Origin of the sequence: Roseomonas fluvialis (assembly GCF_022846615.1) — a bacterium.
GTDB lineage: Bacteria > Pseudomonadota > Alphaproteobacteria > Acetobacterales > Acetobacteraceae > Neoroseomonas > Neoroseomonas fluvialis.
Genome location: NZ_AP025637.1, coordinates 4,466,464 through 4,493,234, shown reverse-complemented (window position 1 = coordinate 4,493,234; position 26,771 = coordinate 4,466,464). Strand labels below are relative to the sequence as shown.

27 protein-coding genes, 1 pseudogene and 1 other annotated feature are annotated in these 26,771 nt (G+C 67.2%); of the genes and pseudogenes, 14 read left to right on the top strand and 14 right to left on the bottom strand.

The window, feature by feature from the left end; all coding sequences use genetic code 11:
• Positions 1-29: 29 nt before the first annotated feature.
• Together MWM08_RS21535 and MWM08_RS21530 are read right to left on the bottom strand one after the other, a co-directional pair.
• Entirely contained in the window at positions 30-2,150 is a 2,121-nt protein-coding gene (locus tag MWM08_RS21535) for a ParB/RepB/Spo0J family partition protein (RefSeq protein WP_244408562.1), read from the bottom strand.
• A gap of 133 nt (positions 2,151-2,283) precedes the next feature.
• Positions 2,284-3,156: an EamA family transporter gene (locus MWM08_RS21530; protein ID WP_244408561.1), complete on the bottom strand. Its 873-nt coding sequence runs from the start codon at positions 3,154-3,156 to the stop codon at positions 2,284-2,286.
• Positions 3,157-3,240: 84 nt separating this feature from the next.
• On the opposite strand from MWM08_RS21530, the gene MWM08_RS21525 reads away from it, so the two are divergent.
• Positions 3,241-3,750, top strand: coding sequence for an Lrp/AsnC family transcriptional regulator (locus MWM08_RS21525; RefSeq protein ID WP_244408560.1), 510 nt, complete (start codon positions 3,241-3,243; stop codon positions 3,748-3,750).
• Here the strand turns inward: MWM08_RS21525 and MWM08_RS21520 are convergent.
• The 5 genes from MWM08_RS21520 to MWM08_RS21500 form a co-directional block, all read right to left on the bottom strand.
• Positions 3,707-4,087 (bottom strand): hypothetical protein, encoded by a 381-nt coding sequence (locus MWM08_RS21520; protein ID WP_244408559.1) that lies wholly within the window; start codon positions 4,085-4,087, stop codon positions 3,707-3,709. The two genes, MWM08_RS21525 and MWM08_RS21520, sit on opposite strands and share 44 nt — an antisense overlap.
• Positions 4,084-5,052, bottom strand: a complete 969-nt coding sequence (locus MWM08_RS21515) for an ArdC family protein (protein ID WP_244408558.1) — start codon at positions 5,050-5,052, stop codon at positions 4,084-4,086. Before MWM08_RS21515 ends, MWM08_RS21520 begins: the two co-directional genes overlap by 4 nt.
• 161 nt (positions 5,053-5,213) lie before the next feature.
• A complete protein-coding gene (locus MWM08_RS21510; protein WP_244408557.1) occupies positions 5,214-5,606 on the bottom strand; it encodes an XRE family transcriptional regulator in 393 nt (130 codons plus the stop codon).
• The gene (locus MWM08_RS21505; protein WP_244408556.1) at positions 5,606-5,977 is read right to left on the bottom strand and encodes a type II toxin-antitoxin system RelE/ParE family toxin; all 372 of its coding nucleotides are present in this window, start codon (positions 5,975-5,977) and stop codon (positions 5,606-5,608) included. Before MWM08_RS21505 ends, MWM08_RS21510 begins: the two co-directional genes overlap by 1 nt.
• Before the next feature lie 22 nt (positions 5,978-5,999).
• The gene (locus MWM08_RS21500) at positions 6,000-7,382 is read right to left on the bottom strand and encodes a tyrosine-type recombinase/integrase (RefSeq protein WP_244408555.1); all 1,383 of its coding nucleotides are present in this window, start codon (positions 7,380-7,382) and stop codon (positions 6,000-6,002) included.
• Positions 7,383-8,115: 733 nt separating this feature from the next.
• Here MWM08_RS21500 and MWM08_RS21495 point away from each other — a divergent pair.
• Positions 8,116-9,027, top strand: a complete 912-nt coding sequence (locus MWM08_RS21495) for a LysR family transcriptional regulator (protein ID WP_244408554.1) — start codon at positions 8,116-8,118, stop codon at positions 9,025-9,027.
• Between the two features lie 3 nt (positions 9,028-9,030).
• Here the strand turns inward: MWM08_RS21495 and MWM08_RS21490 are convergent, their stop codons facing one another.
• From MWM08_RS21490 to MWM08_RS21460, 7 genes are read right to left on the bottom strand one after another with little or no spacing between them, the layout of a single operon-like run.
• Positions 9,031-10,122: an ABC transporter ATP-binding protein gene (locus MWM08_RS21490; RefSeq protein ID WP_244408553.1), complete on the bottom strand. Its 1,092-nt coding sequence runs from the start codon at positions 10,120-10,122 to the stop codon at positions 9,031-9,033.
• A gap of 37 nt (positions 10,123-10,159) precedes the next feature.
• Positions 10,160-10,930 carry a class II aldolase/adducin family protein gene (locus MWM08_RS21485; protein WP_244408552.1) on the bottom strand — a complete coding sequence of 257 codons (771 nt, stop codon included), beginning with the start codon at positions 10,928-10,930 and terminating at the stop codon, positions 10,160-10,162.
• 48 nt (positions 10,931-10,978) lie between these two features.
• Positions 10,979-12,514: an amidohydrolase family protein gene (locus MWM08_RS21480; RefSeq protein ID WP_244408551.1), complete on the bottom strand. Its 1,536-nt coding sequence runs from the start codon at positions 12,512-12,514 to the stop codon at positions 10,979-10,981.
• Between the two features lie 25 nt (positions 12,515-12,539).
• On the bottom strand, positions 12,540-13,616 hold the full coding sequence (locus tag MWM08_RS21475; RefSeq protein ID WP_244408550.1) for an isopenicillin N synthase family dioxygenase: 1,077 nt from the start codon (positions 13,614-13,616) through the stop codon (positions 12,540-12,542).
• Positions 13,617-13,639: 23 nt separating this feature from the next.
• Positions 13,640-14,755: an extracellular solute-binding protein gene (locus MWM08_RS21470; RefSeq protein ID WP_244408549.1), complete on the bottom strand. Its 1,116-nt coding sequence runs from the start codon at positions 14,753-14,755 to the stop codon at positions 13,640-13,642.
• 18 nt (positions 14,756-14,773) lie between these two features.
• On the bottom strand, positions 14,774-15,556 hold the full coding sequence (locus MWM08_RS21465; protein WP_244408548.1) for an ABC transporter permease: 783 nt from the start codon (positions 15,554-15,556) through the stop codon (positions 14,774-14,776).
• Positions 15,557-15,568: 12 nt separating this feature from the next.
• Positions 15,569-16,429, bottom strand: a complete 861-nt coding sequence (locus MWM08_RS21460; RefSeq protein ID WP_244408547.1) for an ABC transporter permease — start codon at positions 16,427-16,429, stop codon at positions 15,569-15,571.
• 386 nt (positions 16,430-16,815) lie between these two features.
• Between MWM08_RS21460 and MWM08_RS21455 the strand changes: the two are divergent.
• The 12 genes and pseudogenes from MWM08_RS21455 to MWM08_RS21400 form a co-directional block, all read left to right on the top strand.
• Positions 16,816-17,643, top strand: a pseudogene (locus tag MWM08_RS21455) (IS3 family transposase); the annotation flags it as partial.
• Positions 17,100-17,215: a sequence feature (AL1L pseudoknot), on the top strand. It overlaps the preceding pseudogene by 116 nt.
• A gap of 667 nt (positions 17,644-18,310) precedes the next feature.
• A complete protein-coding gene (locus MWM08_RS21450; RefSeq protein ID WP_244408546.1) occupies positions 18,311-18,829 on the top strand; it encodes a Dps family protein in 519 nt (172 codons plus the stop codon).
• Positions 18,826-19,371, top strand: a complete 546-nt coding sequence (locus tag MWM08_RS21445; protein WP_244408545.1) for a redoxin domain-containing protein — start codon at positions 18,826-18,828, stop codon at positions 19,369-19,371. Before MWM08_RS21450 ends, MWM08_RS21445 begins: the two co-directional genes overlap by 4 nt.
• Entirely contained in the window at positions 19,368-19,922 is a 555-nt protein-coding gene (locus MWM08_RS21440) for a DsbA family protein (RefSeq protein WP_423815990.1), read from the top strand. The genes MWM08_RS21445 and MWM08_RS21440 overlap by 4 nt, the downstream gene beginning before the upstream one ends.
• A 50-nt stretch (positions 19,923-19,972) precedes the next feature.
• The gene (locus tag MWM08_RS21435) at positions 19,973-20,815 is read left to right on the top strand and encodes an alpha/beta fold hydrolase (protein ID WP_244408543.1); all 843 of its coding nucleotides are present in this window, start codon (positions 19,973-19,975) and stop codon (positions 20,813-20,815) included.
• Entirely contained in the window at positions 20,769-22,547 is a 1,779-nt protein-coding gene (locus MWM08_RS21430) for a sensor histidine kinase (RefSeq protein ID WP_244408542.1), read from the top strand. The genes MWM08_RS21435 and MWM08_RS21430 overlap by 47 nt, the downstream gene beginning before the upstream one ends.
• Complete coding sequence (locus MWM08_RS21425; protein WP_244408541.1) at positions 22,544-23,194, top strand: response regulator transcription factor; 651 nt, start codon at positions 22,544-22,546, stop codon at positions 23,192-23,194. Before MWM08_RS21430 ends, MWM08_RS21425 begins: the two co-directional genes overlap by 4 nt.
• Positions 23,195-23,304: 110 nt before the next feature.
• A complete protein-coding gene (locus tag MWM08_RS21420; protein ID WP_244408540.1) occupies positions 23,305-23,721 on the top strand; it encodes a response regulator transcription factor in 417 nt (138 codons plus the stop codon).
• Between the two features lie 154 nt (positions 23,722-23,875).
• A complete protein-coding gene (locus tag MWM08_RS21415; RefSeq protein WP_244408539.1) occupies positions 23,876-24,208 on the top strand; it encodes a hypothetical protein in 333 nt (110 codons plus the stop codon).
• Between the two features lie 293 nt (positions 24,209-24,501).
• Positions 24,502-24,738, top strand: a complete 237-nt coding sequence (locus tag MWM08_RS21410; RefSeq protein WP_244408538.1) for a hypothetical protein — start codon at positions 24,502-24,504, stop codon at positions 24,736-24,738.
• 180 nt (positions 24,739-24,918) lie between these two features.
• Positions 24,919-25,872: a GlxA family transcriptional regulator gene (locus MWM08_RS21405; protein ID WP_244408537.1), complete on the top strand. Its 954-nt coding sequence runs from the start codon at positions 24,919-24,921 to the stop codon at positions 25,870-25,872.
• Between the two features lie 82 nt (positions 25,873-25,954).
• Positions 25,955-26,770 carry an alpha/beta fold hydrolase gene (locus MWM08_RS21400; RefSeq protein WP_244408536.1) on the top strand — a complete coding sequence of 272 codons (816 nt, stop codon included), beginning with the start codon at positions 25,955-25,957 and terminating at the stop codon, positions 26,768-26,770.
• The last annotated feature ends 1 nt before the right edge of the window (position 26,771 follow it).

Here is a 26,771-nt window from a genome sequence, read left to right as displayed (position 1 = left end):
GACGGGCCCGCGAGGTGCAGGGAGGCCGGTTACTCGGCGGCGATCGCGGCGGTGGGGATCGCCGCGGCCTCAGTGTCCTCGGCCGGCGGCGCCGAGGCGATGGCCGGTTCGCCGCCCTCCGCCGCCGATTCCGCTTCGCCCTCCGGCGCCGCCTCGGTCTCCGGCTCCACCGCCGCGAAGACTTGGCCCGGCGTGCGCAGCGGCTCGGGCAGCCAGCCGGTGCCGGCGAGCAGTTCCTCGGCGGCCGTCGCCATCTCCGCCTTCTTCAGGCCGGCGAGGCGCTCCGCCGCCCGCCCGCCGCGCGCCTCCCGCACGGCGGCGAGGATGCGGCCCTTGGTGACGCGGCCGAGGTAGGCCTCCGCCGTCGGCCGCCAGCCCACCGCGGCCATGTCGAGGCTGACGGCCTCGGCAATGCGGTCGGCATGCGCGATCGCCTTGGGCCGGCGGTTGTAGGCCTCGTGCACCGCGTTGACCGTGAGCCCGACGCAGTGCGCGAACAGCGCCTCGCGGCTGTCGGCGTCGAAGCCGCCGAGGACCGGCCAGAGATCCCCCGGCTCCGTCGGCATCTGCGCCCGCCAGCGCGCGTGACGGGCCTCGATGGCGCGCGCCGAGGCGGTGTCGGCGAGGCCGGGCGCCTGGGCGGAGAACAGCGCGCTCTTCGGCTCGATCTCCAGGCAGGAGTCGAGGCCGTAGCGGTAGAACAAGCGCAAGCAGAGCGCGTGCAGCACCGCCAGATACGCCACCTGCGGATCGCCGGCGAGCGCATCCCGGAGCGCCAGCGTGCGGTGCGCGGTGAGCTCGGTCAGCAGCCGGTCGGGCAGCGGGCGGATGCCCTCGTCCTCCTCCGGGGGCTCGGCGGCCGGGGCGGCTGTGGCGGTGTCGGGCTCGGTCGTGGTGTCGCCCTCCGTCTCCGGGTCCGCCGAGGGCTGCTCAGTCTCGACCTGCTCCTCCTCCGGCTTGGCCGCGACCGGCGGTTCGTCCTCTGGCCGGACATAGCCGCGCTCGACGCGCAGCGCGCCCGAGCCGTCGATGCTGACGAAGACGCCGGCGCGCGCCACCTCCTCGGCATCGTAGGCGACGGGCCGGTCCTCGAAGGCGGCGAGCGCCTCCTCGATCTCGGCCAGGCGCCGGTCGGTCTCCTCCGGCACCTCGTCGGCCTCGGCGGATTCCTGCTCCAGACGGTCGAACTCGGCCTGGAGCGCCTCGCGCCGCGCCGTCTCGTCCTCGCTCAGCGGCTGCGCCTCGCCGACGACGCGACGCAGGCCGTAGCTGTGGCCGTAGGGGAAGTCGGGCGCGGCCTCGACCCAGCGCCAGCCCTCGGCGCGGATCGCCTCGGCCTCGCGCTCCAGCCGCTCGCGCGCGAGGCGGTCGAGCAACCCGGCATCCTGCCACCAGCCGCCATCGTCGGGCTGGAACAGGTCGCGCAGGATCAGCCCGCCCGCCGCCTCGTAGGCCTCGGTGCCGACGAAGCGGGCGCGCTTGTCGGACGCACGCACGGCGCCCTCGGTCAGCAGGCGGCGGATCTGGTAGGGCTCCTTCGTGTAGGAGCGCTGCAGCGCCTCCCAGACCTGCTCCTGGCGCTCGTAGTCGGGGCTGACGGTGAAGGCCATCAGCTGCTCGAGCGTCATGCCATCCTCGGCGTAGAGGTCGAGGAGGCGTGGCGAGACGGCGGCGAGGCGGAGCCGCTGCCGGACCACGCCGACCGAGACAAAGAAGGCCGCGGCGATCTCCTCCTCCGAGCGGCCGCGCTCGCGCAGCGCCTGGAAGGCGCGGAACTGGTCGAGCGGGTGCAGCGGAGCGCGCTGCACGTTCTCGGCCAGGCTGTCCTCCTCGGCGATGCCCTCGGTGCGGATGATGCAGGGGATCGGCGCGGTGCGGGCGAGGCGCTTCTGCTTCACGAGCAGCTCGAGCGCGCGGAAGCGCCGGCCGCCCGAGGGCACCTCGAACATGCCGGTCTCGCGGCCGTCCTCGTCCAGCACGGGGCGGACGGTGAGGCTCTGGAGCAGGGTGCGCCGGGCGATGTCCTCGGCCAGCTCCTCGACGGCAATGCCGGCCTTGATCCGACGGACATTCGCCTGGCTGAGCACGAGGCGGTTGAAGGGGATGTCGCGGGACGCGCTGAGCGCGATCTTGGGGACGGACTTCGACATGGGGGTTCTCCATGACGGGCCGGCCGGGAGCCTCTCTCCCGACCCTCAACCCGTCACGAAGACTGCCTCGGCCCTCTCACTCTAACGGCACGTCCGAGGTCGCAGCTTCCCTCTGTGCGGCGCATCCGCGCGGTTATCCCTCCGACCGGTGAAGGGCGACGCCCGCGATGACCAGCCCGATACCAACCACCTCGACCGATGTGGGTACTTGCCCGAGCACGAGCACGCCGATCGCCGCCGCGCTTGCCGGCAGCAACGACAACAAGAGAGCGAAAGAGGCACGCGGCAGCCGGCGCATAGCGAGCTGGTCGCAAACATAGGGGATCACGGAGGACGACACCCCGACGCCGACCGCCGCGGCAAGGAGCCAGAAGTCAGCGAAGGCCGGCGCAGCGTCACGAAAACCGAACGGCAACGCGGCCACGGCGGCGACGAGCATGGAGAGCGCGAGGCGGTCCACGCCCGAAACGCCGCCACCGCCCGCCGACATCCGGTGGCCGAGAAAGATGTAGAGCACGAACAGTGCGCAGTTGGCGAAGGAGAGCACATAGCCGAGCGGCTCGCCCGCGAGCCGTGCATCCGTCAGCAGCCAGACGCCCGCGACAGCGAAGGACAGCGCGGCGAAGTTGCGGCGCGAGCGGAAGCCGAGCGCGGCAAGCGCAATGGGGCCGAGGAACTCGATGGCGCCGACCGTTGCGAGTGGCAGCCGGGCGATCGCCTCGTAGAAGGCGGTGTTCATCAGCGCGAGTACCGCACCCATGGCGATCACCACCCACCGGTCGCGGGCGTTCAACCCCGCCCAGGCCCGCCAGGGCCGTCGCCAGAGGGCAAAGACGAGCCCGGCGCTGGCGATCCGCAGCCAAGCGACGCCCGGTGGCGCGAGGCTGGCGAAGAGCAGCACGGCGAAGCTCGGGCCGAGGTAGTGGAATACGGCGCTGACGATGAAGAAGGCGTGCGGCGGCACGCGATCAGCGAGGGACGGGGTGGGTGTGGCGCGAGTGAACATCGAATCATCGTCGCACCCAATCCGCGCGTGCTACATACAGATACGAAGGTCGATTAGTCTCTGAGCCTTTGAGAAGGAGGATACATGCCCGCAAGCGGCACTGGTTCAGAAGCACTACGCGATGCACGCAACGTCGAGCTTCTGCAGTTGCTATGCCATGACCCGCGGATGGGGATCGCGGACCTCGCGCGCCGCGTTGGCATGTCGGCGCCGGCGGTGCGTGAGCGCGTCCTGCGGCTGGAGGAAGCCGGGGTCATCCGCGGCTGGCGGCTCGATCTCGATCCGGTCGCCCTCGGCTACCCGGTCTGCGCCATCGTCCGTGTTCGGCCGGCGCCGGGGCAGTTGCCGAAGGTGACGGAACTGGCGCGAGCGATCCCGCAAGTCGTGGAGTGCCACCGCGTCACGGGTGAGGATTGCCTCGTGCTGAAGGTGCATCTGCCCTCCATCGAGGGGCTCGATGCGGTACTCGATCGGTTCCTCGCGCACGGCCAAACGACGACAAGCATCATTCAGAGCACGCCCGTGCCGCCGCGAGGATTGCCTCTGGCCCCTAACAGTCCCGATCATCGCCGTGTTGCTCGGCGGGCGAAGTGAACGCCTTGCCAGCCGACGAGGCTGCACGCTCACGCACGTAGGTCAGCAGGTCAGCACCACGCCAGGGCGAGCCGTGCAGGTCGGCGGACCAGGAGAACCACGGGTCCTCGGGGTTCCCCTCCGTATCGCGAGCCACGTCGATGACCCGCCACCCATCGCCGGATTGTGCCTTGAGCCAAGCGCGGCAGGCTTTGGCGTCGACGGCTTCCAGCTCAAGCCCTGACCAGTCATTGTTCACCAGAGCCGTGGCCCACGATGCCGGTGCGACGATCGTCTCGATCTCCCAGATTGCGCCGCTTCCATCGCGCACCGTGCTACTTCGCTCGTCTCCGGTCACGACACCGCCTCCACCGCCTCGGCGTCACCGCCTGCGGGTTCGCCATCGGGCGCGAAGGCGAGCAGGAAGTCAGCTGCCTTCGATGCGGCGCTCGCCGCGCGGACGATCGCGCGATTGTCCTCGCGCAGCACCCCCAGCCAGGAGCCGATGTAGTCGGCGTGGCGCACCGTCGGCACGATCCCAAGCGCGGCGCAGGTGAAGGCCGCCGTCATCTCGGCGACCAGCTCCTCCTGCGCGTACTTCGTCGAGCCGAAGCTGTTGGCGATCTCGCGGCCGAGGCGCGACGCGTGCCCGGTCCAGTGGCCGAGCTCATGCAGAGCGGTCCGGTGCCAGTCGATCGGCTGGAAATAGGCCTGCGGCGGCGGCACGCGGATGAAGTCGCCGAGCACGTCGTAGTAGGCGCGCTCCCCACCGATGCGAAGGTCGGCGCCGGAGGTGGCGATCAGCGCCTGGACCCGCGGCTCGATGAGCGAGGTATCCGCAGGCGGCGCCGCCGCCACCAGTTCGGGCGGCAGGCCATCGCACTGCTCGACATTGAAGACGGTGAAGCGCTTGAGGAAGTGAATCGCGCGGGCGTCCTTGCCTGTCTCCTGCGCGCGCTGACGCTCCTCGCCAGGAATGAAGCGGTCGGCGTAGACGACGGTGGTGCCACGCTCGCCCTTGCGCACGCTGCCGCCCAGCGCGAGCGCCTGGCGGAAGGTGAGCCAGCTCTGGCCGGCGTAGCCGCGCTCGACGACAGCACCCCACAGGATCAGCACGTTGATCCCGGAGTAGCGCCGGCTGGTCGCAGCATTCTTCGGCAGGGCGAGCGGCGCGGCCACGCCCGAGGTTCCCCAGGGCTGCACCCAGGGCAGGCGCCCGGCCTCAAGTTCGGCGATGATTTTCCCGGTGATCTCGTCGTAGAGGTTTGCGCGGTCACCCGAGGCTCGGCCGCTCGGGGCCGGCCGCGTCGCGGAGCGGGTCATGGCGGTTCTCCATGACGGGCCGGCCGCGAGCCTCTCTCTCGGCCCCGAAACCCGTCACGGCGACAGCCGCCGAACTCTCACTCTGCGTTCGAATCGCTACCGCGGGATGTCAACCATCCCGGCACCGAGATCCTGACTACTGTTCGCGCCCGATCGTCCGTTCAGCCGGCGCGGGCGCTCGCGCGCGGTTTGGTCTGCCGCTTTGCGGTGACCTTGCTGGGGCCAGCGGAAACACTCGGGGCGACGTCGCCCAAGTGCTCGATCCGCACTGGCGCGCGTGAAGGCAGGCGGACGACGAGCTCCAGCTTTCCGCCGATGGCCTCGACATAGCTGCGGAGCGTCGAGAGATACATGTCCGCCTGCTTCTCGATCTTCGATATCGAGGGCTGCTTGACCCGCAAGGCAGATGCGATGTCCACCTGCGCCTTGCCTGCCATGCGTCGCAACTCGCTCAGGCTCTCAACCTCCTCGATGAGCTCCCGGGCGCGCGCCTCGACACGTGCTCGCCGCGCTTCGGGAAGCGCGGCAACGACATCACTCAGTGTTCGTCCCATCACGTGTTTCCCTTCTTCGTGGCCTTGAGCCCATCGAGATGCGCCCTGAAGCGCCTGTCGGCTTTCGCGATGAGCGACTTGTAGAAACGCTTTTCGCTGCCACCCGATTTGTCGCCGGCGACGAGCAGGATGGCCTTGCGCTCGGGATCGAACGCGAACGCGACACGCCAGACGCCACCATCAGCCTCGAACCGCAGTTCCTTCATGTTGGAGAACGCCGAATCCTTGAGCGTGTCCGCATGTGGGCGACTCAGCTTCGGGCCGAACACCGCAAGGATCTTGGCGGAAGCGAGCAGCTCATCCTGCACGGCTTCCCGTAGCTCTCCGAACTCCGCATCGAACTCATCGTCAAAAACCACCTGCCAGTCCATATATAGCTCCTGGGCTATATCGTCAAGGTGTCAGGCCGTGAGGCCCCGGGGTCTGATCGGCAGCGCTGGCTTCGGCCAGGTGGCTCACGCCGGGCGGCAAGGGTTTCCCGAGGTGCCGCGAGAGCGCCATCTCCCTCGACGCGCGATCCAGCGCGTAGCCTCGACGCTGGAACTGCGCGCCCTCCATCAGCGCCTGGATGTATCCGGCGACCGTATCGGCCGCCATGATCAGCGATGTGTCGACCGCGTGGATGTACCGACTGGTCACCGATCCCTGCGCATGTCCCAGCAACGCGGCGACTGTCGACTCAGTGAAGCCGAGATCGTTCGCGATGCTGGCGAAGCTGTGGCGCAGGACATGGGGGGTGACGTCGGCGAGCGGTGTCTTCGCGAAGATCTTGTCCCAGTGCTTCGGATAGCCGATCAACGGCTTGCCATCGAGGAAGCCGCGGAACACCGGGCCGACCGCTTCACGCGGCCGATCCGCCTCCAGCATGTCGACGGCGGGAAGTCCGATCGGGCGCACGGACGCGCCCTCCTTTGTATCGTGAAGCCGAAGACAGCTGTTGCCGGTGTCCACCTCGGACCAGGTCAGATTCAGGATCTCCCCGCGCCGGCAGCCCGTCAGGGCGAGCAGCCGTGTGATCTTCGCCGAAGTGCGGAGCTGATCGTCCGCGAGCGCCTTCGCCAGCAGCCTACCGAGCAGCCGATACTCGTCCTCCGAGAGACGCCGAGTCCTCTTCTGGTCGGCGGCTTTCCGGATGCCATGTGCCGGGTTGGTGTCGATGATGCCGGCCTCACGCGCATAGGTCAGCAGCGCGCCGAGGAAGCCAACCGTGCGGCGACCCGTTCCCAGGCCGCCGCGGACGATGGCGCGCCCGCGCCTCCGTGTTTTCACGTCGGCTTTCGTCTTGCCGGACGCGATGTCACGCATGAACTGCGTCACGTCGGTGCTCGTGAGGTCCTTCACACGCCGCGTGCCGAGAAGCGGGACGATATGGCGCTTGATGCGCCCCTCGTCGGTGTAGATCGTCGAGGCCTTCTTCGGCCGTTGCTTCTTGCCGAGGATCAGGCCTGCCTTCGCGTCGGCCATATAGCGCTCGCAGAGTTCCTTGACCGTGATCGCGCGGTGGTCGAGTTCCCGCTGCTCTGCGGGGTTGTCGCCTTGCGCGATGCGGCCGAGGATTACGCGGGCTTCCCGCCTCGCCGTCTCCGGCGCCCACACGCCATGCACACCGATCGTGAATCGCCGGGTGCGCCCCTTGGCGCGATACTGCACGACGTAGCTTCGCCGTCCCGAGGTGAACACCCGGAGGCCGAACCCGGGCAGTTCGTCATCCCAGATGAAGTAGTCCGCGTCCCGGGGCGTTGCCTGATCGACGGTGCGCTTGCTGAGCTTTCCCACGTCCTGTGCTCCTGGTCCGAGTTGGGACCCGTGGGCTCCATTCTCGGAAGCACCACGGCAGCACCCGGGCCGAAACTTCGACGTGCAGACGGATACGCGATGCGGCGGACAATGCCAGAAAAACTCAATCTACGTAGTGGGTTAGAGGGTCATAGCGTAGAACGAGAAAGCCTGGCGAAATCGTTCCGGATACGCTCCGAAGGCAGAGGTCGAAGGTTCGAATCCTTTCGGGTCCGCCAGTTTTCAGAGACTTAGCTCATTAGGAACACCAAATCTGCTGCGAGCTAGGTAGCGCATGAGTAGCGACGTGGCGGTGCGTGACCCGCAAAAGGGTCGTCCGTCGGCACGGATCCGTTAGCCGCATCGTCCGGCCGGAGTGACGCTGGGGCACCCCGGCGAGCATCACGTTCAGCGCCCAGTGCTCAAGCCATTTCTCCGCCCTGTCCCGCCCCCTGCTCGAAAAGGCGGCTTCCGCCATCCCACCGCGAGCAGCAGAACGGGAGCCCTGCTAGGGTGAGGCAGCGGTGAAGTCGACCGGCATTGTCTGATCGGAATCGTTAGACTGAAGTAGTCCCGCAGAGGCAAAGAACGGCGCGGGCTTTGCATGGCGCTGGAAAGCATCGGCGGCGCGAGCGGCGATCCTCCGGCGGGACCCAGCCCTACGACGCTGGTTCCGCCCGACAGTTCCAACAGATCCAAGTCCCGCCCGTATTGCGACTAGGAATAGAGACGAATGCCTGCGTTTAATTGGGACGATCTGCAGGTTCTTTTGGCAATCGACCGGGCAGGCTCCCTGCTTGCTGCAGCGCGTACGCTCGGCCTCAGTCACAGCACGGTTGCGCGCCGCCTTGCCGCAGCCGAAGCTTCGCTGCAAGCGACCGTTTTCGTGCGCCGCGGCAAGAAACTGGTGCGCAGCGATACGGCAGAGCACGTGCTCGCCCACGCACAGAGGATTGAAGCGGAGATCGCTGCGTTCACGCGGATAGCCGGCGGAAGTGACGCAAGGCTGTCGGGCGAAGTCAGACTGGCGGCGCCGATGGCGTTGCTCAGTGATTTGCTGATCGACCGCCTGGCAGCGTTCCGCGCAGCCTTTCCTGAAATCGTCCTAACTTTGCTGGCGGATCTGTCGCTCGACTCGATGCTCAACGGCGACATCGATATCGGACTGCGGATCAGCAAGCCTGTCGCCGATCGGCTTGACATTCGTCGACTGAGCGACTGCACCTTCGCGCTGTATGGCGCACCCGCCATGGCGGCGTTGGCACGCAATGCGATCAAGGCCGGCGCAACGCGCGATGTTCCCTTTGCCCTGCTGACCGACGAGCGGCCTCACTTGCCTGAGAGCATTTGGATGCGACAGCTTTTTGCGGGGGCGGAGCCCGTCCTGCGTGCGAGCACGAGCCTGTTGCTGCGCACCACTGCCCAATCCGGCCTTGCTGTAGTGGCGCTGCCAGCGTTCCTCGGCGATCAGTCGGCCGGTCTGGAACGCATCGCGACGACCCCTCCTGGCCCGCGAGAGCAACTCTACATCGTCACCAACCGCGCACAGCGGGGAGTGGCGCGCGTGCGGGCCGTCGTTGATTTTCTCGTTCAGAGCCTGGCTGCCGAGCGGCCACTTCTGAGCGGCGCGCAGCCAAACGAATGACGGCTAGGCATCCTCCAGCACCGGCGCCATGGCACATGTCGACCAACCCAATCGCAGCTGATCGCCCTGTAAAGGCAACATCGAACGCTGCGCGGCCGCGACGCTGACGCGAAGCGCGCCGACTGGCGTGTCGACCAGGACGTCGCACACGGCGCCAAAATAGGTTGTCGAGACGCACCGCCCAGGCAGCGCAATCTGCTCCGCTTCATCTACGGCCAGCAACCGGATACGTTCCGGCCGCACCGAGAACACGACGCTACCCATAGGCCAGTGGGGCATTGTCGGCAGACGCACGTCGCCGATCTGCAAGACCCTGTCTGCGTCGATCGTCCCCTCGAGGAAATTCGCGCGGCCTAGGAACCCGGCGACGAAGCGAGACGCCGGCCGGTCATACAGCACGGCAGGCCGATCAAGCTGCACCAGACGGCCATGGTTTAAGATTGCGATCCGATCGGAAAGTGATAGTGCTTCTTCTTGATCGTGAGTGACGTTAACGAATGTCCGTCCCACGCGCGCATGGAGCGCTTTGAGCTCCTCCTGCATCTCCGCGCGCAACTTCTTGTCCAACGCTGAGAGTGGCTCATCGAGCAGCAGGACCGCCGGGTCGAAGGCCAGGGCCCGGGCCAGTGCCACGCGCTGCTGCTGACCGCCGGAGAGCTGTGCGGGCAGCTTGCCGCCATGCCGGTCGAGCTGCACCAGGTCGATGGTTCGCCGAACCCGGTCTTCCCGTTCCGCCCGGCCCCAGCCGCGGATCCGGAGCGGGAAGGCAATGTTCTCGGCGACGGTCAAATGCGGAAAAAGCGCGTATCCCTGGAACACCATGCCGAAGTCGCGCCGCTCGGGCGGCAGGGCTGTGATATCGCGGTCATCGAGGAGAATCTCGCCGCCGCTCGGTTGCACGAAGCCGGCGATCATCATGAGGATCGTCGTCTTGCCGGAGCCGGACGGGCCGAGCAGGGTCACGAACTCGCCCCTGTTGATCGACAGCGACACCTTCTGCACCGCGTCCACTGTCCCGTAACGGCAGCTGACCTCACGCAGCGTGAGCGTGTCGCCGGCCACGACAGTTCGGGGTGCCTCGATCGGACGCGGCATCAGGCGGGTTCAACCCGACAGCGCTGCATGGGGCACATCAGCAGCGCCATTCCGGCTGCCCCTCCAGCAGGCGCAAGGCGCTGCGCCAGGCGAAGGCGTCGCGCGCCTCGGCGCCGGGACGGTTGGATTGCGCGGCGGTGCGTTGCCGCACGCTTTCAGGTGGCAGGACCAACCGGCCGCCGCCAGCCTGCGCATCAACCTGGGCAGCGCAGGCACGCTCGAGGTAGTAGATCTCGAGGAAGGCCTGCGCGACGCTGGAACCTGCCGCCAGCAGCCCATGGTTGCGCAGGATCATCACTCGGTTCTGGCCGAGGTCTGCGACCAGCCGGTCGCGCTCGTCCAGGTCCAGCGCCACGCCCTCGTAGCCGTGGTAGGATAACCTGCCGTAGAAGCGCAGGGCATGCTGGCTGATCGGCAGCAGCCCATCCTCCTGCGCGCTGACGGCGATGCCGGCGCTGGTATGGGTGTGGATCACGCAGGTCAGGTCCTCGCGGGCTGCGTGGATCGCCGAATGGATGATGAAGCCCGCGGAGTTCACGGGCCGCGGAACCGCATGCGGTCCGACGATATTGCCGTCGAGGTCGATCTTCACCAGATCGCTCGCGCGCATCTCGTGGAACAGCACGCCGTACTCGTTGATCAGGAAGTGATGCTCGGGACCGGGAACGCGCAGGCTGATGTGTGTGTAGATCAGGTCGGTCCACCGATGGAAGGCGATCAGCCGATAGAGCGCGGCCAGGTCGCAGCGCGCTTGCCACTCCGCTTCGCTGATGCCGTGGTCCATGGTCATGGAGGCATGGGGCCTCATTATCGTCTCCCGTTCTGTTGGATGGTCACGTCGTGCGCTCGTGCCCAGTCAGCGTCGCGCACTCCCGGCGTAAAAGGGCGATGGCCCCTCGGGCGGGAGGTAGTCGCGATAGAAGTCGCGGACGAACGGCTCGACCTGCCGCGACACGGCGCGCCGCCGCTCGTCGTCGGGCGTCAGCGGGCGGCCGAGATGTTCGGCCAGGTCGGCCAGCGCGGCCTCCTTGTCGACGCGGGTGAAGCGCCGGTCGGCATAAATGACCTCGCCCGCGACCATCACCGTATGCACGGCGCCGGTCTTCCCGCGCTGCACCAGCGCGTCGATCAGCGGGGTGTCGCGATCCATGTAGGGATAGGTGAAGTGGCGCCGATCCATCAGGATCAGGTCCGCGGCACAGCCCGGCACCAATCGGCCGATCGTCCGGCCGAACAGCGTCGTCGCTGCACCGTCCTCCGTCGCCATGCGGAACACCTGCGCCGGGGTCGGCACGTCCATCGGCTCCATGCCGGGGACGCGGTGCTGGCGCAGCACCATGCGCATCTCCTGCAGCATGTCGCGGTCGTCGTTGATGCCCGCCTCATCGAGGCCGATTGCCACGCGCACACCGCGCTTCTCCCAAGCATTAAGCGGGGCCACGCCGCTGCGCAGCCGGAGATTGGACGAGCAGTTGTGGCAGATGCACGTGCCGGTTTCGGCGACCAGCTCGATGTCGGCTTCTGTCAGCCAGATGCCATGACCGAGCGTGGCATGTGGCCCCAGCAGCCCGGCCCGATTCAGCACCTGGAGCGCGCTCATACCGGCGCGCTTGCTTGCGTAGGCCTTTTGGTACTGCGTCTCCAGCAGGTGCATGTGGAAGGGTGTGGCGGTGCTCTCGCAGGTCGCGCGAACACGTTCCAGCGCCGTGTCGGAACACCAGTGCAGGTTGCCCGGGGCCAGCTGGATCGCGATACGCGGATCGTCGCCGAAGGCCTCGCGCAGGTGATGAAACAGCGAGAAATGATCTTCCAACGGCAGCACGCCGCGTTCGATCATCGGGGCCAACTCCGCAGCCAGCGCCGACGGCAGCCTGGCCAGGAAGGCGGCATCGGCCTCGTAGACGAGGTGATTCTGGTCGCGCAGCATGTAGCCATACGACGCCCGCATGCCGATCGACTGATAGGCTCGCAGCGTGTCCGTCGCCCCGCGGATCACGTTGTCCAGTGGCGCTGGAATCCGCCCTGCCAGGTGCTGGACCGTGGTGATCCCGCTCTCGACCATCTCGAAGGCGGAATATAGCGTGTCGAGGCGCAGGTCGACGGCGCGCGACTTCAGCCGGCTGGCAAACCACAGTTCCAACGGCAGGTCCGGCGAACCGAGCTGCAACGGCGTGAGTCCGACATGATGATGGCCGTTGATGAAGCCTGGCAGCACGACGTCGGCAGGTGAGCCGAGCACCTGATCCACGGTGCCGGCGTGCCTCATCTCTAGCTCGGCCCACGGCCCGACTTCGACGATGTTGCCATCGCGCTGCAGGACGGCGCCGTCCTCGACGACCTCGACGGCGCTGCGATCGACGGCGCGGCAGATGACCGCGCCGCCACGAATCAACGAGGAGGGCATGCGGCTCGGACCCTCACGCCGCTGCGGCGCTGGACGGCCAGACACGGCTGTAAAGGTAGAGCAGCGCATCGCCGGCGACCATCGAATCGAAGCGCGGTGGATTGGCCGCATCGACGCAGGTCGGCAAGGGGCTGATCACCGTGTCGTAGTCCGGATTGGCGAAGACACCGATCGAGAAGCGTTCCTTGCCGTAGCGGTTCACGACACGGTGCAGCGTCGACGCGAAGCGATGGTTGGTCCACATCTTCATGCTGTCGCCGATATTGACGACGAAGGCATTCTCCACCGGCGGCACCACGATCCATTCGCCGCTGCGGCTCTGCACCTCGAGCCCGCCGGTCTGGTCCTGCTGCAGCATGGTGAAGCCGCCGGCGTCGCAATGCGCGCGAGATGCGCCGCCTTCCATTGCCGCCTGGTCGTCGGCATGCGGCAGGTAATGCAGCAGGCGCAGCTGGATCAGCGGCTTGCGATAGAACTGTGCGAAGTAGTCTGGGGACAGGTCCAGCCCGCGCGCGAAGACACTGGCCAGTAGGGCGGCGAAGTCGCGCATTGCGTCGTAGTAGCCAAGCACATCCTCGCGAAAGCCCGGCAGCCCGTCCGGCCACAGGTTGCGCCCGTGCAGGGGCTTTCCGGCCAGCAGGTCGGGATCGTCCGCCGGCAGTTCGGCCGCGATCTGGAAGACCTCGTTACGGTTCGGCTTGCGCGCCTTGAGCGTCTCCTCGGCCAGGTGGTTCTGAAAGCCCGCGACCGCCTTGCCTTTTGTGCCGGTGCCGCTGGCACCCTGGTCCATCGGTAGGAAGCCGCGAAACGTATTCGATCGGCCCATCCATACCTGCATCTTCGCCTCCTCCGGCAGTGCGAAAAAGCGTTCTGCCTGCCGGAAGATGTTGCGGATTAGCGGCGCCGGCACCGGATGGTTGACGATGGTAAAGAAGCCGATCTGTTCGCAGGCGTCGCGTACCTCGCGCGCCACCCGCTCGGCCGCCTCGGCATTACCGGACGAGAGCGGCGCGAAGTCGATGACCGGGATTTCGTTGGCGTTCGCCCAGCGACTGAGCGCCGGTGCCGCGGGGGCAGTGATGCTCGTCATGTCTGACATGTCCTGTCCTTCCTTCAGCTCGAGATGGCGTCGAGAAACTGCTGCGTCGCGGTGGTCGCGTGCTCCGCGTACCACTCCACGCCACCGGGGATCATGCGGGCGTAGTTGTCGGGCTGGCCGGGGTCGTGCGGCTTCAGCTCATCAGGCACCAGTGCGCTCGCCGCGGGATTGACCGGGCCATTGCCGTTGGTCTGCAGCAGGGAGACCTGGCCTGCAGGGTCCTGGGTCGATGCGATGAATTCCCAGATCGCCCGCCCCCCCGGCGCACCCTTCGGAACCATCCACGCGCCAACCCAGAGGATGCCGTCGTTGAAGGTGTAGGTGCAGACGCCGTTGGTATCGCGCATCAGCGGCAGTGCTCGTGTGTTGAGCATAGCGCCGAGATGCGCCTCATTGTCGCGGAACATCGCCTGTCCCTCGGCCAGCGTATTGAAATAGAGGCTGTGCGAGGAAATCTTCCGGAACGCCTCGAGCGCGCGCCGCATGTCGATCGGATAGATCCTGTCCCTTGGCACCCCGTCGGCCATCAGCGCGGCCTCGAGGTTGCCATCGATGGTACGTCGGAAGGCGCGCTTCCCGGGAAACGCGGCGACGTCCCAAACATCCTTCCAGGTCTGCGGTACGCGACCGCCCCAGCGCCTGGTGTTGTAGGTCAGCACATGCGCGTAGGTGTAGTTGCCCACGCCCCATCGATTGGCGTGCTCGGGCCGCACCTTGCTGCGGTCGACGATGCTGTAGTCGATCTCCTCCAGCATGCCGTCCGGGCCGATTTCCAGCGCCGTGTGCAGGTTGCGGTCCATCACGTCCCAGGTGACGTTCCTGCTTTGCACCATGAGTCGGATGCGACCAGTGGCCGGCCCGGTGCCGTCGATCGCGACGCGCCGGCCCGGATACCGCCGCTGGTATGGCTCCACGAAGGCGCGCCGCATGTTGGGAACAGCATCCCCGCCCCAGTTGACCAGCACCAGTTCCCGCGCGGTGCCCTGCGCTGCGGCGGGTGTCAGTCGCGCTGCGCCGGCGGGTATGCCCAGGACGGCGCAGATGGCGAGAAATCCACGCCGATCATGTGTGCGGCCCTCGGTGCGTTCCTGGAAGTGCTCGATGGCTTCCTGGTAGCGACGTTCGTCCATTGATGCAGCTCCTTCGTGTCAGCTGTTGGCGTCGCGCCGGGCCCGGATAGCCATGTCCAGCAGGAGGGCGACGAGGGTGATGAGGATCATCGCGCTGGCGACAGCGGCGATGGTGGGGTCGAGGTTCTCGTTGATGCCGTCCCACATCAGCCGCGGCAGCGTGAAAAGGTTGCGACCGCCGACGAAGATGACGATCAGCAGCTCATCCCAGGAATGGATGAAGGCGAAGACCGCGCCAGATGCGATACCGAGCTTAAGATTGGGCAGGATCACTCGCCAGAGAGTCTGCGAGGTCGAGGCGCCTAGGCCCCGCGCGGCCTGCTCGAGCCGCGGGTCCAGATTCGCCAATGCCGCCGTTACGGTCAGCGCGACGTAGGGCAGCGCCGTCACCGTATGCGCCATCACCACGCCGATCGTCGAACCGACCAGGCGGAATTCGACATAGAGGCGATAGAGACCGAGCGCATAAGCGATGGTCGGCACCATCAGCGGCACGATCATCGCGGCGCGCACCACCTTCGTCGCGCCGGATCCCAGGCGCCAGCAGCCGATCGAACAGAGCGTGCCGGCCGCCACCGCGAGCCCCGTGGAGGTGAGCGCGATGAACAGGCTGAGCCAGATGCCCTCCCGCCAGATGGGATTCGTCAGCAGGCTTTCCCAATGCTGCAGCGATATGCCGTCGGTCGGCAGGGAGAGGTAGCGGTTCGGCGTCAGCGAGATCGGGATGACGATGAACGCCGGCAGCACGAGCAGCGCCAGCACGCACCACGCCAGGGCCTGCATGAGCGGTGAGCGTCGCATGGTTTCCATGGGTCAGCGCGGCCCCAGCACGCCGCGCACATCGACGATGCGCGACAGGGTCCACATAGCGCCCAGCACGGCCGCGGTTAGTGTTGTCGCGAGCATGGTGCCGAGGCCCCAGCGTACGGTTTCGTTGATCTGAACGGCGACGTACTCTGCGATCATCAGCGTGCGGCCGCCACCGAGTATGGCGGGCGTGATGTAGAACCCCAGCGATAGGACGAAGACCAGGACAGTCGCCGCGTAGATCCCTGGCCGCGTCAACGGCAGGAATACCCGGATGAAGGCCTGGAAAGGGCTGGCGCCCAGGCCACGCGCCGCATTCGGCAGCGCCGCGCTGATGCCGCGCATGCTGGCGTATAGCGTGAGGACTGCGTAGGGCAGCATGACGTGCACCATGCCGATGACGACGCCGACCTCATTGCGCACGAGGGCGAGCGGCGTGTCGATTATGCCGGCGCCGATCAGCGCAGTATTGATCACTCCGTTCGGCCGCAGCAGCGTGATCCACGCGAAGCTGCGGACCAGCACCGAGATCCAGAAGGGGAACAGGACGCAGAACAGCATCCAGCGCGCCTGGCGGCTGCCGGCCGTGCGCATGGCATAGGCAATGACGAAGCCCAGCACTAAGGTAATGCTGACGGTGATCGCGGAGATGCGCAGCGTGGTCACCAGCGCGCGCTGCACCGAGCTGCTCGTGAACAGCAGCGCATAGTTGTCGAGTCCAACCCTTGGCTCTGTCAGGCTGATGATAACGACACCGGCTAGCGGCGCAGCAAAGAACCCGAGCAGCATGACCACCGCAGGAAGCAACATCAGATAGTATCCAAAATTGCTGGATACGAAAATTTTCGAACCGCTGATGTTCAGCACGCCAGCACTCCAATCGCAAAGCCCCTATTGAAGGGTCGAACCCGAATACGACACTGGAAAACTCGATGCGATCGTCAGCAGCGATCGGCGGCGATCAGGCCCTGAATTCGGTCGATGCGCCGGATCTCTGGCTGCATCGTCGCGCACGATCGTGCAGGTTGGGTTCTTGTTTGAGCGATGGTCCGTGTGACGGGATGACGTTAGCAACGCCGATGACGATCAAGCATTGACCAATTTTGGGCGCCTTCATTTTCAGTTGACCGGAACTCGGCACCTGAGGGCGTTTGGCCCGGCCGTACCCTAGCTCTCGCTCAACGCGTGGGCCGCGTCCAAAAGTGAACCGCCCCGGGTTCGTCGGAGCCTCCAACTCCGGAGAGGCTTGAGCGATAACGAGCAAGACGACGAGCAAGTTTCCGCCTGAGGTTCGTGAGCGGGCGGTGCGGATGGTTCTGGAGCATGAGCCGCAGCACCCGTCGTGCTGGGCGACGGTCCTGTCGATCGCGGCCAAGATCGGCTGCACGGGCCCGACGCTGAACGAGTGGGTGAAGCAGGCGGAGCGCGACACTGGCCGCCGACCCGGGCCGACGACGGAGATAGCGGCCCCGCTCAAGGCGCTGGAGCGCGAGAACCGCAAACTGCGGCCAGCGAACGAGATCCTGCGCAAGGTGTCGGCGTGTTTTGCCCAGGCCGAGCTCGACCGCCGGTTCAAGCCATGATCGGCTTTTCGATGATCATTGCGGGGCGCACCGGGTCGAGCCGATCTGCAAGGTCTTGCCGATCGCCCGGTCGACCTAGTGCGCGCAGGCGGCCCGGCGGCGGGATCCGGCCCAGCGGCCGGCAGGGGTGCAGCGCGATGCTGCGCTGATGCCGGAGAGCGCGCGCGTGTTTGAGGAGAACTTCCGCGTCTACGGCTTGCGCAAGGTCGGGCGGCAGCTGAACCGCGAAGGCCATGACCTGGCGCGATGCACTGTGGCGCGCCTGATGCGCGGCATGGGTCCGCAGGGCGTGATCCGCGGCAAGCCAGTCAGGACGTCGATCAGCCAAAAGGCAGCGCCTTGCCCGCTTGATGACGTCAACCGGCAGTTCAGAGCACACGCCCGAACGCGCTGTGGGTCTTCGACTTCGTCCCTGTTACGACTTGTTCAGGGTTTGCCTACGTCGCCTTCATCATCGATGCCTATGCGCGGCAGATCGTCGGATGGCGCGTGTCCCGTCGGTGACGAGGCCGCGTCGACTATGGTCGAAGTTGCTGCATATTGGGACCCAAGGCGCGACACCCCAGTTCTACGACGGTTCTTGTCGCTGCTATGCGCGCGCCATGTAGCGGGATCAAGCGATGGTGGAGTCGCCTGAGACGCCGGCCCGCGCGGCTGACTCGCAGGCCGGCGTGCAGAGCGAAACCCCGATCGCTGGCGAGGCGACGCGCCAGCATCGGCGTTACCAGTTCCGTAGGCTCGATCTGCTACCCCATCTTGCGCAATAGCGTTTCCGCGTGGGCGCCCAAGTCGCGGTGGAGATCCGCCGGCAGTTCCACGCGAAGCCGCCCGAAGTCACGTGTCGCCTTCCTCGAATCTGCCGAACGGCGCGCGCATCGGCGCGCAGCGCGGGGGTCGTTGTATGCACTTCCGCCTGCGTGACACCGCCAGCGAGCCTGCCCAGCATCATCGCGCCCTTGCGCAACCCAACGGAACGCGACGCACCATCGGATGTAGCCGGTCACCCCAAAGTATGGCGTGGCGATGCTTGCTGTTGATTCTGTGGGTGAACGCGGCGGCCTACGACTCAAGGCACGGGAGCATCGACTGCCGACCATGCTTCAAGCGCCGTCGGTATCCCGGAAGCCGTCCCCTTTCGGGTGATGTCAAACCACGGAGAGCCACCATGACCGATCTCAGCTTGAAGACCCGCCTCACGGCGCCGCTTCGCACGCCCACCGACCTCGGCCAGGACGCCACGCAGGACATCGCCGGGGCGCTGACCGGTGTGCTGGCCGACATGTTCGCGCTCTACCTGAAGACCAAGAACTTCCATTGGCACCTGTCGGGGCCGCACTTCCGCGACTACCACCTGATGCTCGACGAACAGGGTGACCAGATCTTCGCGACCACCGACGCGATCGCCGAGCGCGCCCGCAAGGTCGGCGGCACCACGCTGCGCTCCATCGGCCACATCGCGCGCCTGCAGCGCCTTTCCGACAACGATGCCGACTACGTCACGCCGTCGGACATGCTGGCGGAGCTCGCCGACGACAACCGGCGGCTGACCGGCTTCCTGCGCGCGGCGCACGGGGTCTGCGAGGCGCATGGCGACGTCGCGTCGACCAGCCTGATCGAAGTCTGGATCGACGAGGCCGAGCGCCGCGCGTGGTTTCTCTTTGAATCGACGCGTGCGCCGCGGTGAGCGAACCCGGCCTGGAACGAGAGGGCACGTCGATGACCACCATCTATCCCACCGCGGCGCTCAGCGCGGGTACGACCGCACCGGGCTTCAGCCTGCCGGCCACGCCGGATCAGACCGTCTCGCTCCACGACCTGCGCGGCGCACCAGCCATCCTCGCTTTCTACCCCGCGGATTGGAGCCCGGTCTGCGGCGACCAGATGGCGCTCTACAACGAGATCCTCGGCGAGTTCCGCCAGCTTGGCGCGCAACTCGTCGGCATCTCGGTCGATGGGGTTTGGTGCCACGCCGCCTTCGGCGCTGACCGGAAGCTGCATTTCCCGCTCCTCTCGGATTTCGAGCCGAAGGGAGAGGTCGCGCGGCGCTACGGCGTCTATCGTCGCAAGGAGGGCGTCACCGAACGCGCCCTGTTCGTGATCGACGCGCAGGGCACGATCCGCTGGTCCCATGTCTCGCCGCTCGGAATCAACCCGGGCGCCGATGGGATCTTCGAGGCATTGCAGGGTCTCGCGTCGCCTGCGGCCCTGCAGGGCGTTCCGTCGTGAGCCGGCTCAGTCTTCCGGTCGGTCCCGGCGACCATGCGCAGGGGCCGGCCACGGCAGCCGTGACGCTCGTCGAGTACGGCGACTACGAATGCCCCTATTGCGGCGAGGCCTATCCGACCCTGAAGGACGTGCAGCGCGCGATGGGGGACGAACTGCGCTTCGTCTTTCGCAATTTCCCGCTGACGGAAATGCACGCCCATGCCCTGCAGGCAGCCGAGTTCGCCGAGATGGCGGCCACCGCAGGGATGTTCTGGCAGGCCCACGACCTGCTCTACGAGAACCAGGACGCGCTAAGCCAGCGCGACCTGGTGAGCCTTGGCCATCGGCTGGGCCTGCCGGAGCCGATGGTGGTGCAGGCCTTCGATGGTCGCTTCGATCGCAAGATCCGCGACGACTTCCGCGGCGGCATCCGCAGCGGGGTCAATGGCACGCCGACCCTTTTCATCAACGGCCTGCGCTACGACGGGCCGCGCGATCCCGAGGCACTTCTCATCGCCCTGCGCCAGGCAGCACGCATCCGACAGGCCGCCCCGGCCGACGGCGGGACCTGACCGAGCAATCCAAGCCACCCTTTCACCCTCAACCGAAAGTCCATGCAGCCATGACCACCTCCTTCGTCACCACCTCAGACGGCGTCTCGATCTTCTACAAGGACTGGGGCCCGAGGGACGCCCAGCCCATCGTGTTCCATCACGGCTGGCCCCTGTCGTCGGACGACTGGGACGCGCAGGTCCTGTTCTTCCTTCAGGCGGGCTACCGCGTCGTCGCGCATGACCGCCGCGGGCATGGAAGGTCCCAGCAGGTGGATTCCGGTCACGACATCGACCACTACGCGGCGGATGCGGCGGCCGTGGCGCAGCACCTCGACCTGCGCAATGCCGTCCACATCGGTCACTCGACCGGCGGCGGCGAGGTCGCGCGCTATGTGGCGCGCTTCGGCGAGCCGCACGGGCGCGTGGCCAAGGCCGTGCTGGTCAGCGCCATCCCGCCGCTGATGGTCAGGACGACCAGCAATCCGGGTGGCCTCCCGATCGAGGTCTTCGACGGCTTCCGCAGTGCGCTCGCGGCGAACCGCGCGCAGTTCTTCGTCGATGTCCCGGCAGGACCCTTCTACGGCTTCAACCGCGACGGCGTGGCGACGCTCACGGGCGTCGTGAACAACTGGTGGCGGCAGGGGATGATGGGATCCGCGAAGGCCCACTACGACGGCATCAAGGCATTCTCCGAGACCGACCAGACGGAGGATCTCAAGGCCATCGGCGTTCCGGTTCTGGTGATGCACGGCGAGGACGACCAGATCGTTCCGATCGCCGCCAGCGCCCTGCTCTCGGTGAAGCTGCTCAAGGCGGGGCAGCTCAAGACCTATCCCGGCTATCCCCACGGCATGCTGACCACGCATGCCGAGGTGCTCAACGCGGACCTGCTCGCCTTCATCCGCGGCTGACCCGCCGCGGGACCTGGCCTGGCATGACACGAAGGCCGCGACGGCAGCGCCCGTCGCGGCCGCGGCATCAGACTTCCGTATAGTTCCACCAGGCCGGTGCCTGCGGCATCATTCCGGAAGGGGCCTGCCAGACCGGGTCCTGCAACTGGGACCCGGCATCGACCCCTTGAGCGAACCGCGAACACCTGAGCCGCAACCCGTCCGATCGCCGGCCGATCCGCCGATCGCGCGGCAGGCGGAGGATGCGCACAGCCGCAACGCGCTGTTGGCGACGGCGCTGCTGCTGGCGATCGCCATCTTCATCTTCGACACCTTCTCGCCGCTCGAGGGCGCGGTGGCCGTCCTTTATGTCGTGGTGGTCGTTCTGGCGGCGCGCACCGGGCGGCGCCGCGACATCGTCGTGGCCGCCGCCGGCACGCTCGCACTTACCCTGTATGCCTATTTCGACACCCATGGCGCGCGGGAGGCCGGGGCATGGACGCTGCGGGCCATTGTCAGCATCGCGGCGATCGTCATGACGGGCGTGCTGGCGTTGCAGGGTTGCGCGGCGACTGCGGCCCTGGTGCGGAGTGAAAGCCGCTACCGCCGAATCTTCGATGCGAGCCGGATCGGCATCATCGAGCAAGATTGGCGCGCCCTGCGCAGCGCCGTCTCGGCCCAAGGGCTGCCGTCATCGATACATCGTGGGGCGCGCGATGTCGCGCAGTTGCGCAGCTTGGTCCGGACGATCGACACCAATCCTGCAATGCTTGCCATGCTGCGCCGCGGCGCGGACGCGGAGGGCCTGCGCGCAGTCAGCGACAGGTTCTTCGCGGATACCCGGGACGCTTTCGTGCGGGGCGAAATGTTCGTCGAAGGCGAGTCCGAGCTGCTGCGCAGCGACGGCAGCCGCACGCCTTTCCTCTACACGGTCATCTTCCCGCCGCCGGACGATCCCGATGGCAGCGTGCTTGTCTTCATCGTCGACATCACAGAGCGGCGGCAGGCACAGGACGCACTGCTGGCGGCGCAGGCCGACCTGGCCCATGCCGCCCGCACGGCGACGCTCGGCGAGCTCTCCGCATCCATCGCGCATGAAGTGAACCAGCCGCTGATGGCCGTCGTCACCGATGGGCAGGCCGGCCTGCGCTGGCTCCGGCGCGCGACGCCGGATCTGGCGGAAGTCGAGCAGGCGCTGACGCGCATCGTGGCCGAGGGCAACCGCGCCGGCCAGATCGTCACGCGAATCCGGTCCTTCGTGAAGAAGATGCCGGCGCAGCACGAGGTGCTGAGCATCGCTACAATCATCGAGGATGCCGTCCTGCTGGTCGAACGAGAGCTGCTCGCAACGCAGGTCGAGCTGAAGGTAGAGATCGCACCGGACCTTCCCATGCTGCGCGGCGACCGGATCCAGCTCCAGCAGATCCTGGTGAACCTGATGGTCAATGCGGCCCAGGCTCTCGCCGCATCAGACACGCCACGCCGGCTGCGCGTGGCCGCGGGGCTCGAGGACAGTGGCCGGATCGCGGTCTGCGTCGAGGATAACGGGCCGGGCATCGGCCCTGGCGAGCAGTCACGGATTTTCGAGCCGTTCTTCACCACGCGGCAGGCCGGCATGGGGATGGGCCTCGCCATCTGCCGTACCACCGCCGAGGCGCATGGCGGGCGGCTCTCGGTCGACAGCGTGCCGGGCGCCGGAGCCGCCTTCCACCTGATCCTGCCCGTCGCAGCCCTCGAGGATGCCGAGACATGATGACGCAAGGTCGGGCCCGCAGCGGCGAAGATGCGACGGCCGCGCACGGCATGGTGATCATCGTCGATGACGATCCGTCCGTACGCGCCTCTCTCGACAGCCTGCTGCGCTCCGTGGGCTTTGTCACGCGGCAGCATGCTTCCCCCGCCGAGCTTCTGGCCATGCCCGTGCCGGACATGCCCGGCTGCATCATCCTCGACGTGCGCCTGCCGGGTATCAGCGGCCTCGACCTGCAGCGGCAGCTGGTGGCGAGCGGCGTCGCGATGCCGATCGTGTTCATGACCGGCTACGCCGACGTCCCGATGACCGTGCGGGCGATGAAGGCGGGAGCGCTGGATTTCCTGCCGAAGCCCTTTCGGGACCAGGAGATGCTGGACGCCGTGGCGGCGGCGGTGGCCAGCGACCGGGAACGCCGCAAGGCGGCTGCGGCGACCGATGAGCTGCGCAAACGCTACGAGACGCTGTCCCAGCGGGAGCGGGAAGTGATGGGGCATGTCGTCGCCGGGCTGATGAACAAGCAGGTCGCCGGCCGCATCGGCCTCAGCGAGATCACGGTGAAGATCCATCGCGGCAACGCGATGCGAAAGATGAAGGCCCGGTCGCTCGCCGAGCTCGTCCGGCAGGCCGAGGCGCTCGGGTTGCCGTAGCCACACGCCAAACCTGTGTATGATTCACGGCAGGCTTCGCGGCCGCGATAGTACAAGCGACGCACGGACGACCACTCGCCCTGCACAGCGTACGAAGGTTTCCTGTTCTGATGAGCCATGCCGCTCAGATCGCCATCGTCGACGATGACGACGCCGTACGAAATGCGCTCTCCAGCCTGCTGCGGTCCTTCGGCTACGCCATCCGGGGGTACCAGTCGGCCGAGGCATTCCTGGACGATCGAGATCATCCCGATCCCGCCTGCATGATCGTGGACGTGCAGATGCCGGGCGTGAGCGGGTCCGACCTTCAGGCGCAGCTGCTGGCGCATGGCAGGCGCTTCCCGATGATCTTCATGACCGCCTTTCCCACCGACGCGATCCGGCGCCAGGTGATGGAGGCGGGCGCACACGCCTACCTCAGCAAGCCCGTGGACGGGGATACGATGGCGCGCTGTGTCGACCTGGCGCTGTCGACGACCCCTGGCCGAAAAGGGTCTATCCGATCGTCGCCGGAATCCTCGGCATGAGGAGCGCGACCCTCCCCCCAGCACCGCTGTCGAGGCGACACGCGCCTAAGCGTCGTCCGCAGGATCGACGTCCGGGTACCGTGGCCGTCCTGCGGAACCGGCCGTGCGGTGCCAATGCGCGGGATGTCCGCGGCCATCGCGGAATCACATTGGAATGGAGTTGATCATGACCGTACGATCCAACGACGGATCCGCGTCGGCGCAGGCAGGGCAGGCACGCGTGTCTGCCGACGATCGTCGCCTTGACGAGGCGCTCGACGAAACCTTCCCGGCCAGCGATGCCGTCTCGTTCGTGCAGCTTGCGCCGGACAGGGGCGAGGCCCATGGCACCGACAGCGTTTCCGGCGCATCGAAGGCTTGTGTCCGCGCGACCCTGTCCTGCCCGCCTGAAGGAACGACGGACGGGAGCCGCCCGCCGCGGTGGCAGGGCGCGCGTGGCCGATCCGTCGTGAATGACGCGCCGCAAATCACGTCGACCCGTGCATGAGCCATCGCGCCCTGAAGTGATGCGGGCGCGTCATATGTCGGCTGCCGCCGGCATCGCATCCAAGATCGACGCCTTCCATCCAATCCAGGACCGGCGGACGCCGGGGAAACTGGGCCACGGAATGGGGCGGCACCTGCCGATCGTCTCATGACAGCCGGCGGAGAGGCTCCATGGTTCTGGTACGTCCTGACGATACGGCCCCTGTCTTGAACGGGAGGGGCGACGGGGACGCCACATGCCGCCCGGCGGCCGCGCCGGATTGCCCCCGCGCGACTGCCCAGGTGGCGGATGCGATGACCGTGATCGCGCTCGGCATCGACGCGGCCCGTCATTGGCTCAGCCGGTCGCCCGCGAATGTCTGCGAGGCCCTGCAGGCATTGTCGCTCGTGCGCACGGCCGCCGGCACGGTCGGCGAAGCGATAGCGCGGCAACTGACAGGGGACGAGCGAGGAGATGGGTCGTCACTGGTTAAGGGGCGGCATCGCCCATTCGATGCCCCCGCTGCAGACACGGAATCCTGCGTCGGATGATTCATGAGTGCCGCGCGACTCTGTCGTCGATGCGCATGGTCTCGTGCGCTGGCGGGCACGCGGCAAACCAAGCGTGTGGGCACCGACCGGCGACATCGATGCTAAAGTGGAGTGGCCAGCAGGCCGGCGAAGGGCCGCCCGCCGAAACGCGCGTACGATGCTGACGAAAGGACAAACGCGATGCGACGGGTCGCGCTGATCATCGATGACGGCTTCCAGCCGATGGTGCTCGCCGCGCTGACGGCGTTCGAGTTCGCGAATCGCGAGCTCGGCCCGAAGGGATATGCCGTATCCGTTCACTCGGAACGCGGCGGCCCGGTTCGAACATCGCTCGGCATGACCTTGGAAACGGCGCCACTGGGGGCGATGCCCGACACGCTTCTGGTGGCCGGGCTGATCGCGCCGCCGCAGCCGGCCGCGCCCGCGGTCATCGCCTATATCCAGAGCGCTGCCGCACAGGCGCGACGCGTCGCGGCACTCTGCACGGGCGCCTTCGTGTTGGCGCAATCCGGCGTGCTCGAGGGGCGCGCGGCAACCACGCATTGGGCCCATGCACGCCATCTGCAGCAGCTCCATCCCGGCATTCATGTCGATGACGACCGCATCTTCATCAAGGAAGGGAACATCTGGACCTCGGCGGGTATGTCGGCCGCCATCGACCTCTCCCTCGCCTTGATCGAGGAGGATCACGGCGCAGCCCTGGCGCGCACCGTGGCGCGTCGGCTCGTCGTCTATCATCGCCGTCCCGGCGGCCAGTCGCAGTATTCGGCCCTGCTCGATCTCGAACCGCGATCGGACCGGGTGATGCGGGCACTGACCTATGCGCGTGAGAACCTGCGGAATCCGCTCACGGTCGAGGAGCTTGCGGACGCCGCCAGCCTGTCGCCCCGGCAGTTCAGCCGCGTCTTTCGCGACGAGACCGGACGCTCCCCGGCCAAGGCCGTGGAGTTGCTGCGCCTCGAGGCGGCGCGGGCGATGATGGAGGATGGCCGCCACCCGCTCGACATTGTGGCGCGAGAGGCCGGCTTCGCGGACCGGGATCGGATGCGTCGCGCCTTCCTGCGCACCTTCGGCCGGTCGCCCGCGAGCCTGAAGCGCAGCCCGCAAGGCGAGGAAGCCTCGAATGCGGCATGACCGAAATTGCCGCTTTTGTGTCATTCTGGACGCGCGTCTTCCCCGCTAGCCTCCGCCCACCCTCGACGATCGGAGATGAGCGATGGCGGGTGCGGCGGCATTGCAATGGCTGGACACGGAGCTGGGCCGCATCGCCATCGCGTCCGATGGCCCGCAGGGCGGCGTGCCGCTGCTGCTCCTGCAGCGCTTCCGGGGCACCCTCGACGATTGGGATCCGGACTTCATCGCGGCTATCGCCGCCAACCGCCGCGTCATCCGCTTCGACAGCCTTGGCATCGGGCGCTCGGGCGGCCAGGTGCCGGAGACGATCTCCGGTATGGCGGGCGTGGCGGCCCATCTGATCCGGGCGCTGGGCATAGAACAGGTCGACATCCTGGGATGGTCGCTGGGCGGCGCGGTTGGTCAGCAGCTCGCGCTCGACTGGCCAGCGCTGGTGCGTCGCCTGGTGGTGGCGGGATCGAGCCCGGGCACCATCACCGAGGGACCGCAGCCCCACCCGCGCGTTGCGCAGGTCATGACGAAGCCGGCCAACGGCCCGGAGGACTTCCTCTTTCTTTTCTACCCGGAGACGGACTCGGCGATCGCCGCCGGCAGGGCCTCCCTCGGTCGGATCGCGGGACAGCCCGACCGCGGACCGCCCGTCACCGCCGAGGCCCTCATGGCGCAGGTCAGGGCGATCGCCGCGTGGCCGGGCGTGCTCCATCGCGCGACAGAGCTGCGGATGCCGCTGCTCGTCGCCAATGGGGCGCATGACGTGATGCTGCCCGCCTATCGTTCCTTCGTCCTGTCGCAACAGGCACCTGACGCGAAGCTCGTGCTTTATCCGGGCGCCGGCCACGCATTCCTATTTCAGGAGATCGACGACTTTGCGGCGCAGCTCGATCTGTTCCTGGCCTGAT

Excerpts from the sequence above, each read along its gene's own strand:
- MWM08_RS21495 (WP_244408554.1), top strand. The coding sequence starts at position 8,116 with ATGCCTGCGTTTAATTGGGACGATCTGCAGGTTCTTTTGGCAATCGAC.
- MWM08_RS21415 (WP_244408539.1), top strand. The coding sequence starts at position 23,876 with ATGGAGTTGATCATGACCGTACGATCCAACGACGGATCCGCGTCGGCG.
- MWM08_RS21405 (WP_244408537.1), top strand. The coding sequence starts at position 24,919 with ATGCGACGGGTCGCGCTGATCATCGATGACGGCTTCCAGCCGATGGTG.
- MWM08_RS21475 (WP_244408550.1), bottom strand. The coding sequence starts at position 13,616 with ATGACGAGCATCACTGCCCCCGCGGCACCGGCGCTCAGTCGCTGGGCG.
- MWM08_RS21485 (WP_244408552.1), bottom strand. The coding sequence starts at position 10,930 with ATGAGGCCCCATGCCTCCATGACCATGGACCACGGCATCAGCGAAGCG.
- MWM08_RS21515 (WP_244408558.1), bottom strand. The coding sequence starts at position 5,052 with ATGACCCGCTCCGCGACGCGGCCGGCCCCGAGCGGCCGAGCCTCGGGT.
- MWM08_RS21535 (WP_244408562.1), bottom strand. The coding sequence starts at position 2,150 with ATGTCGAAGTCCGTCCCCAAGATCGCGCTCAGCGCGTCCCGCGACATC.
- MWM08_RS21470 (WP_244408549.1), bottom strand. The coding sequence starts at position 14,755 with ATGGACGAACGTCGCTACCAGGAAGCCATCGAGCACTTCCAGGAACGC.
- MWM08_RS21510 (WP_244408557.1), bottom strand. The coding sequence starts at position 5,606 with ATGGGACGAACACTGAGTGATGTCGTTGCCGCGCTTCCCGAAGCGCGG.
- MWM08_RS21400 (WP_244408536.1), top strand. The coding sequence starts at position 25,955 with ATGGCGGGTGCGGCGGCATTGCAATGGCTGGACACGGAGCTGGGCCGC.
- MWM08_RS21430 (WP_244408542.1), top strand. The coding sequence starts at position 20,769 with ATGCCGAGGTGCTCAACGCGGACCTGCTCGCCTTCATCCGCGGCTGAC.
- MWM08_RS21420 (WP_244408540.1), top strand. The coding sequence starts at position 23,305 with ATGAGCCATGCCGCTCAGATCGCCATCGTCGACGATGACGACGCCGTA.
- MWM08_RS21465 (WP_244408548.1), bottom strand. The coding sequence starts at position 15,556 with ATGCGACGCTCACCGCTCATGCAGGCCCTGGCGTGGTGCGTGCTGGCG.
- MWM08_RS21490 (WP_244408553.1), bottom strand. The coding sequence starts at position 10,122 with ATGCCGCGTCCGATCGAGGCACCCCGAACTGTCGTGGCCGGCGACACG.
- MWM08_RS21530 (WP_244408561.1), bottom strand. The coding sequence starts at position 3,156 with ATGTTCACTCGCGCCACACCCACCCCGTCCCTCGCTGATCGCGTGCCG.
- MWM08_RS21435 (WP_244408543.1), top strand. The coding sequence starts at position 19,973 with ATGACCACCTCCTTCGTCACCACCTCAGACGGCGTCTCGATCTTCTAC.
- MWM08_RS21505 (WP_244408556.1), bottom strand. The coding sequence starts at position 5,977 with ATGGACTGGCAGGTGGTTTTTGACGATGAGTTCGATGCGGAGTTCGGA.
- MWM08_RS21525 (WP_244408560.1), top strand. The coding sequence starts at position 3,241 with ATGCCCGCAAGCGGCACTGGTTCAGAAGCACTACGCGATGCACGCAAC.
- MWM08_RS21410 (WP_244408538.1), top strand. The coding sequence starts at position 24,502 with ATGACCGTGATCGCGCTCGGCATCGACGCGGCCCGTCATTGGCTCAGC.
- MWM08_RS21425 (WP_244408541.1), top strand. The coding sequence starts at position 22,544 with ATGATGACGCAAGGTCGGGCCCGCAGCGGCGAAGATGCGACGGCCGCG.
- MWM08_RS21450 (WP_244408546.1), top strand. The coding sequence starts at position 18,311 with ATGACCGATCTCAGCTTGAAGACCCGCCTCACGGCGCCGCTTCGCACG.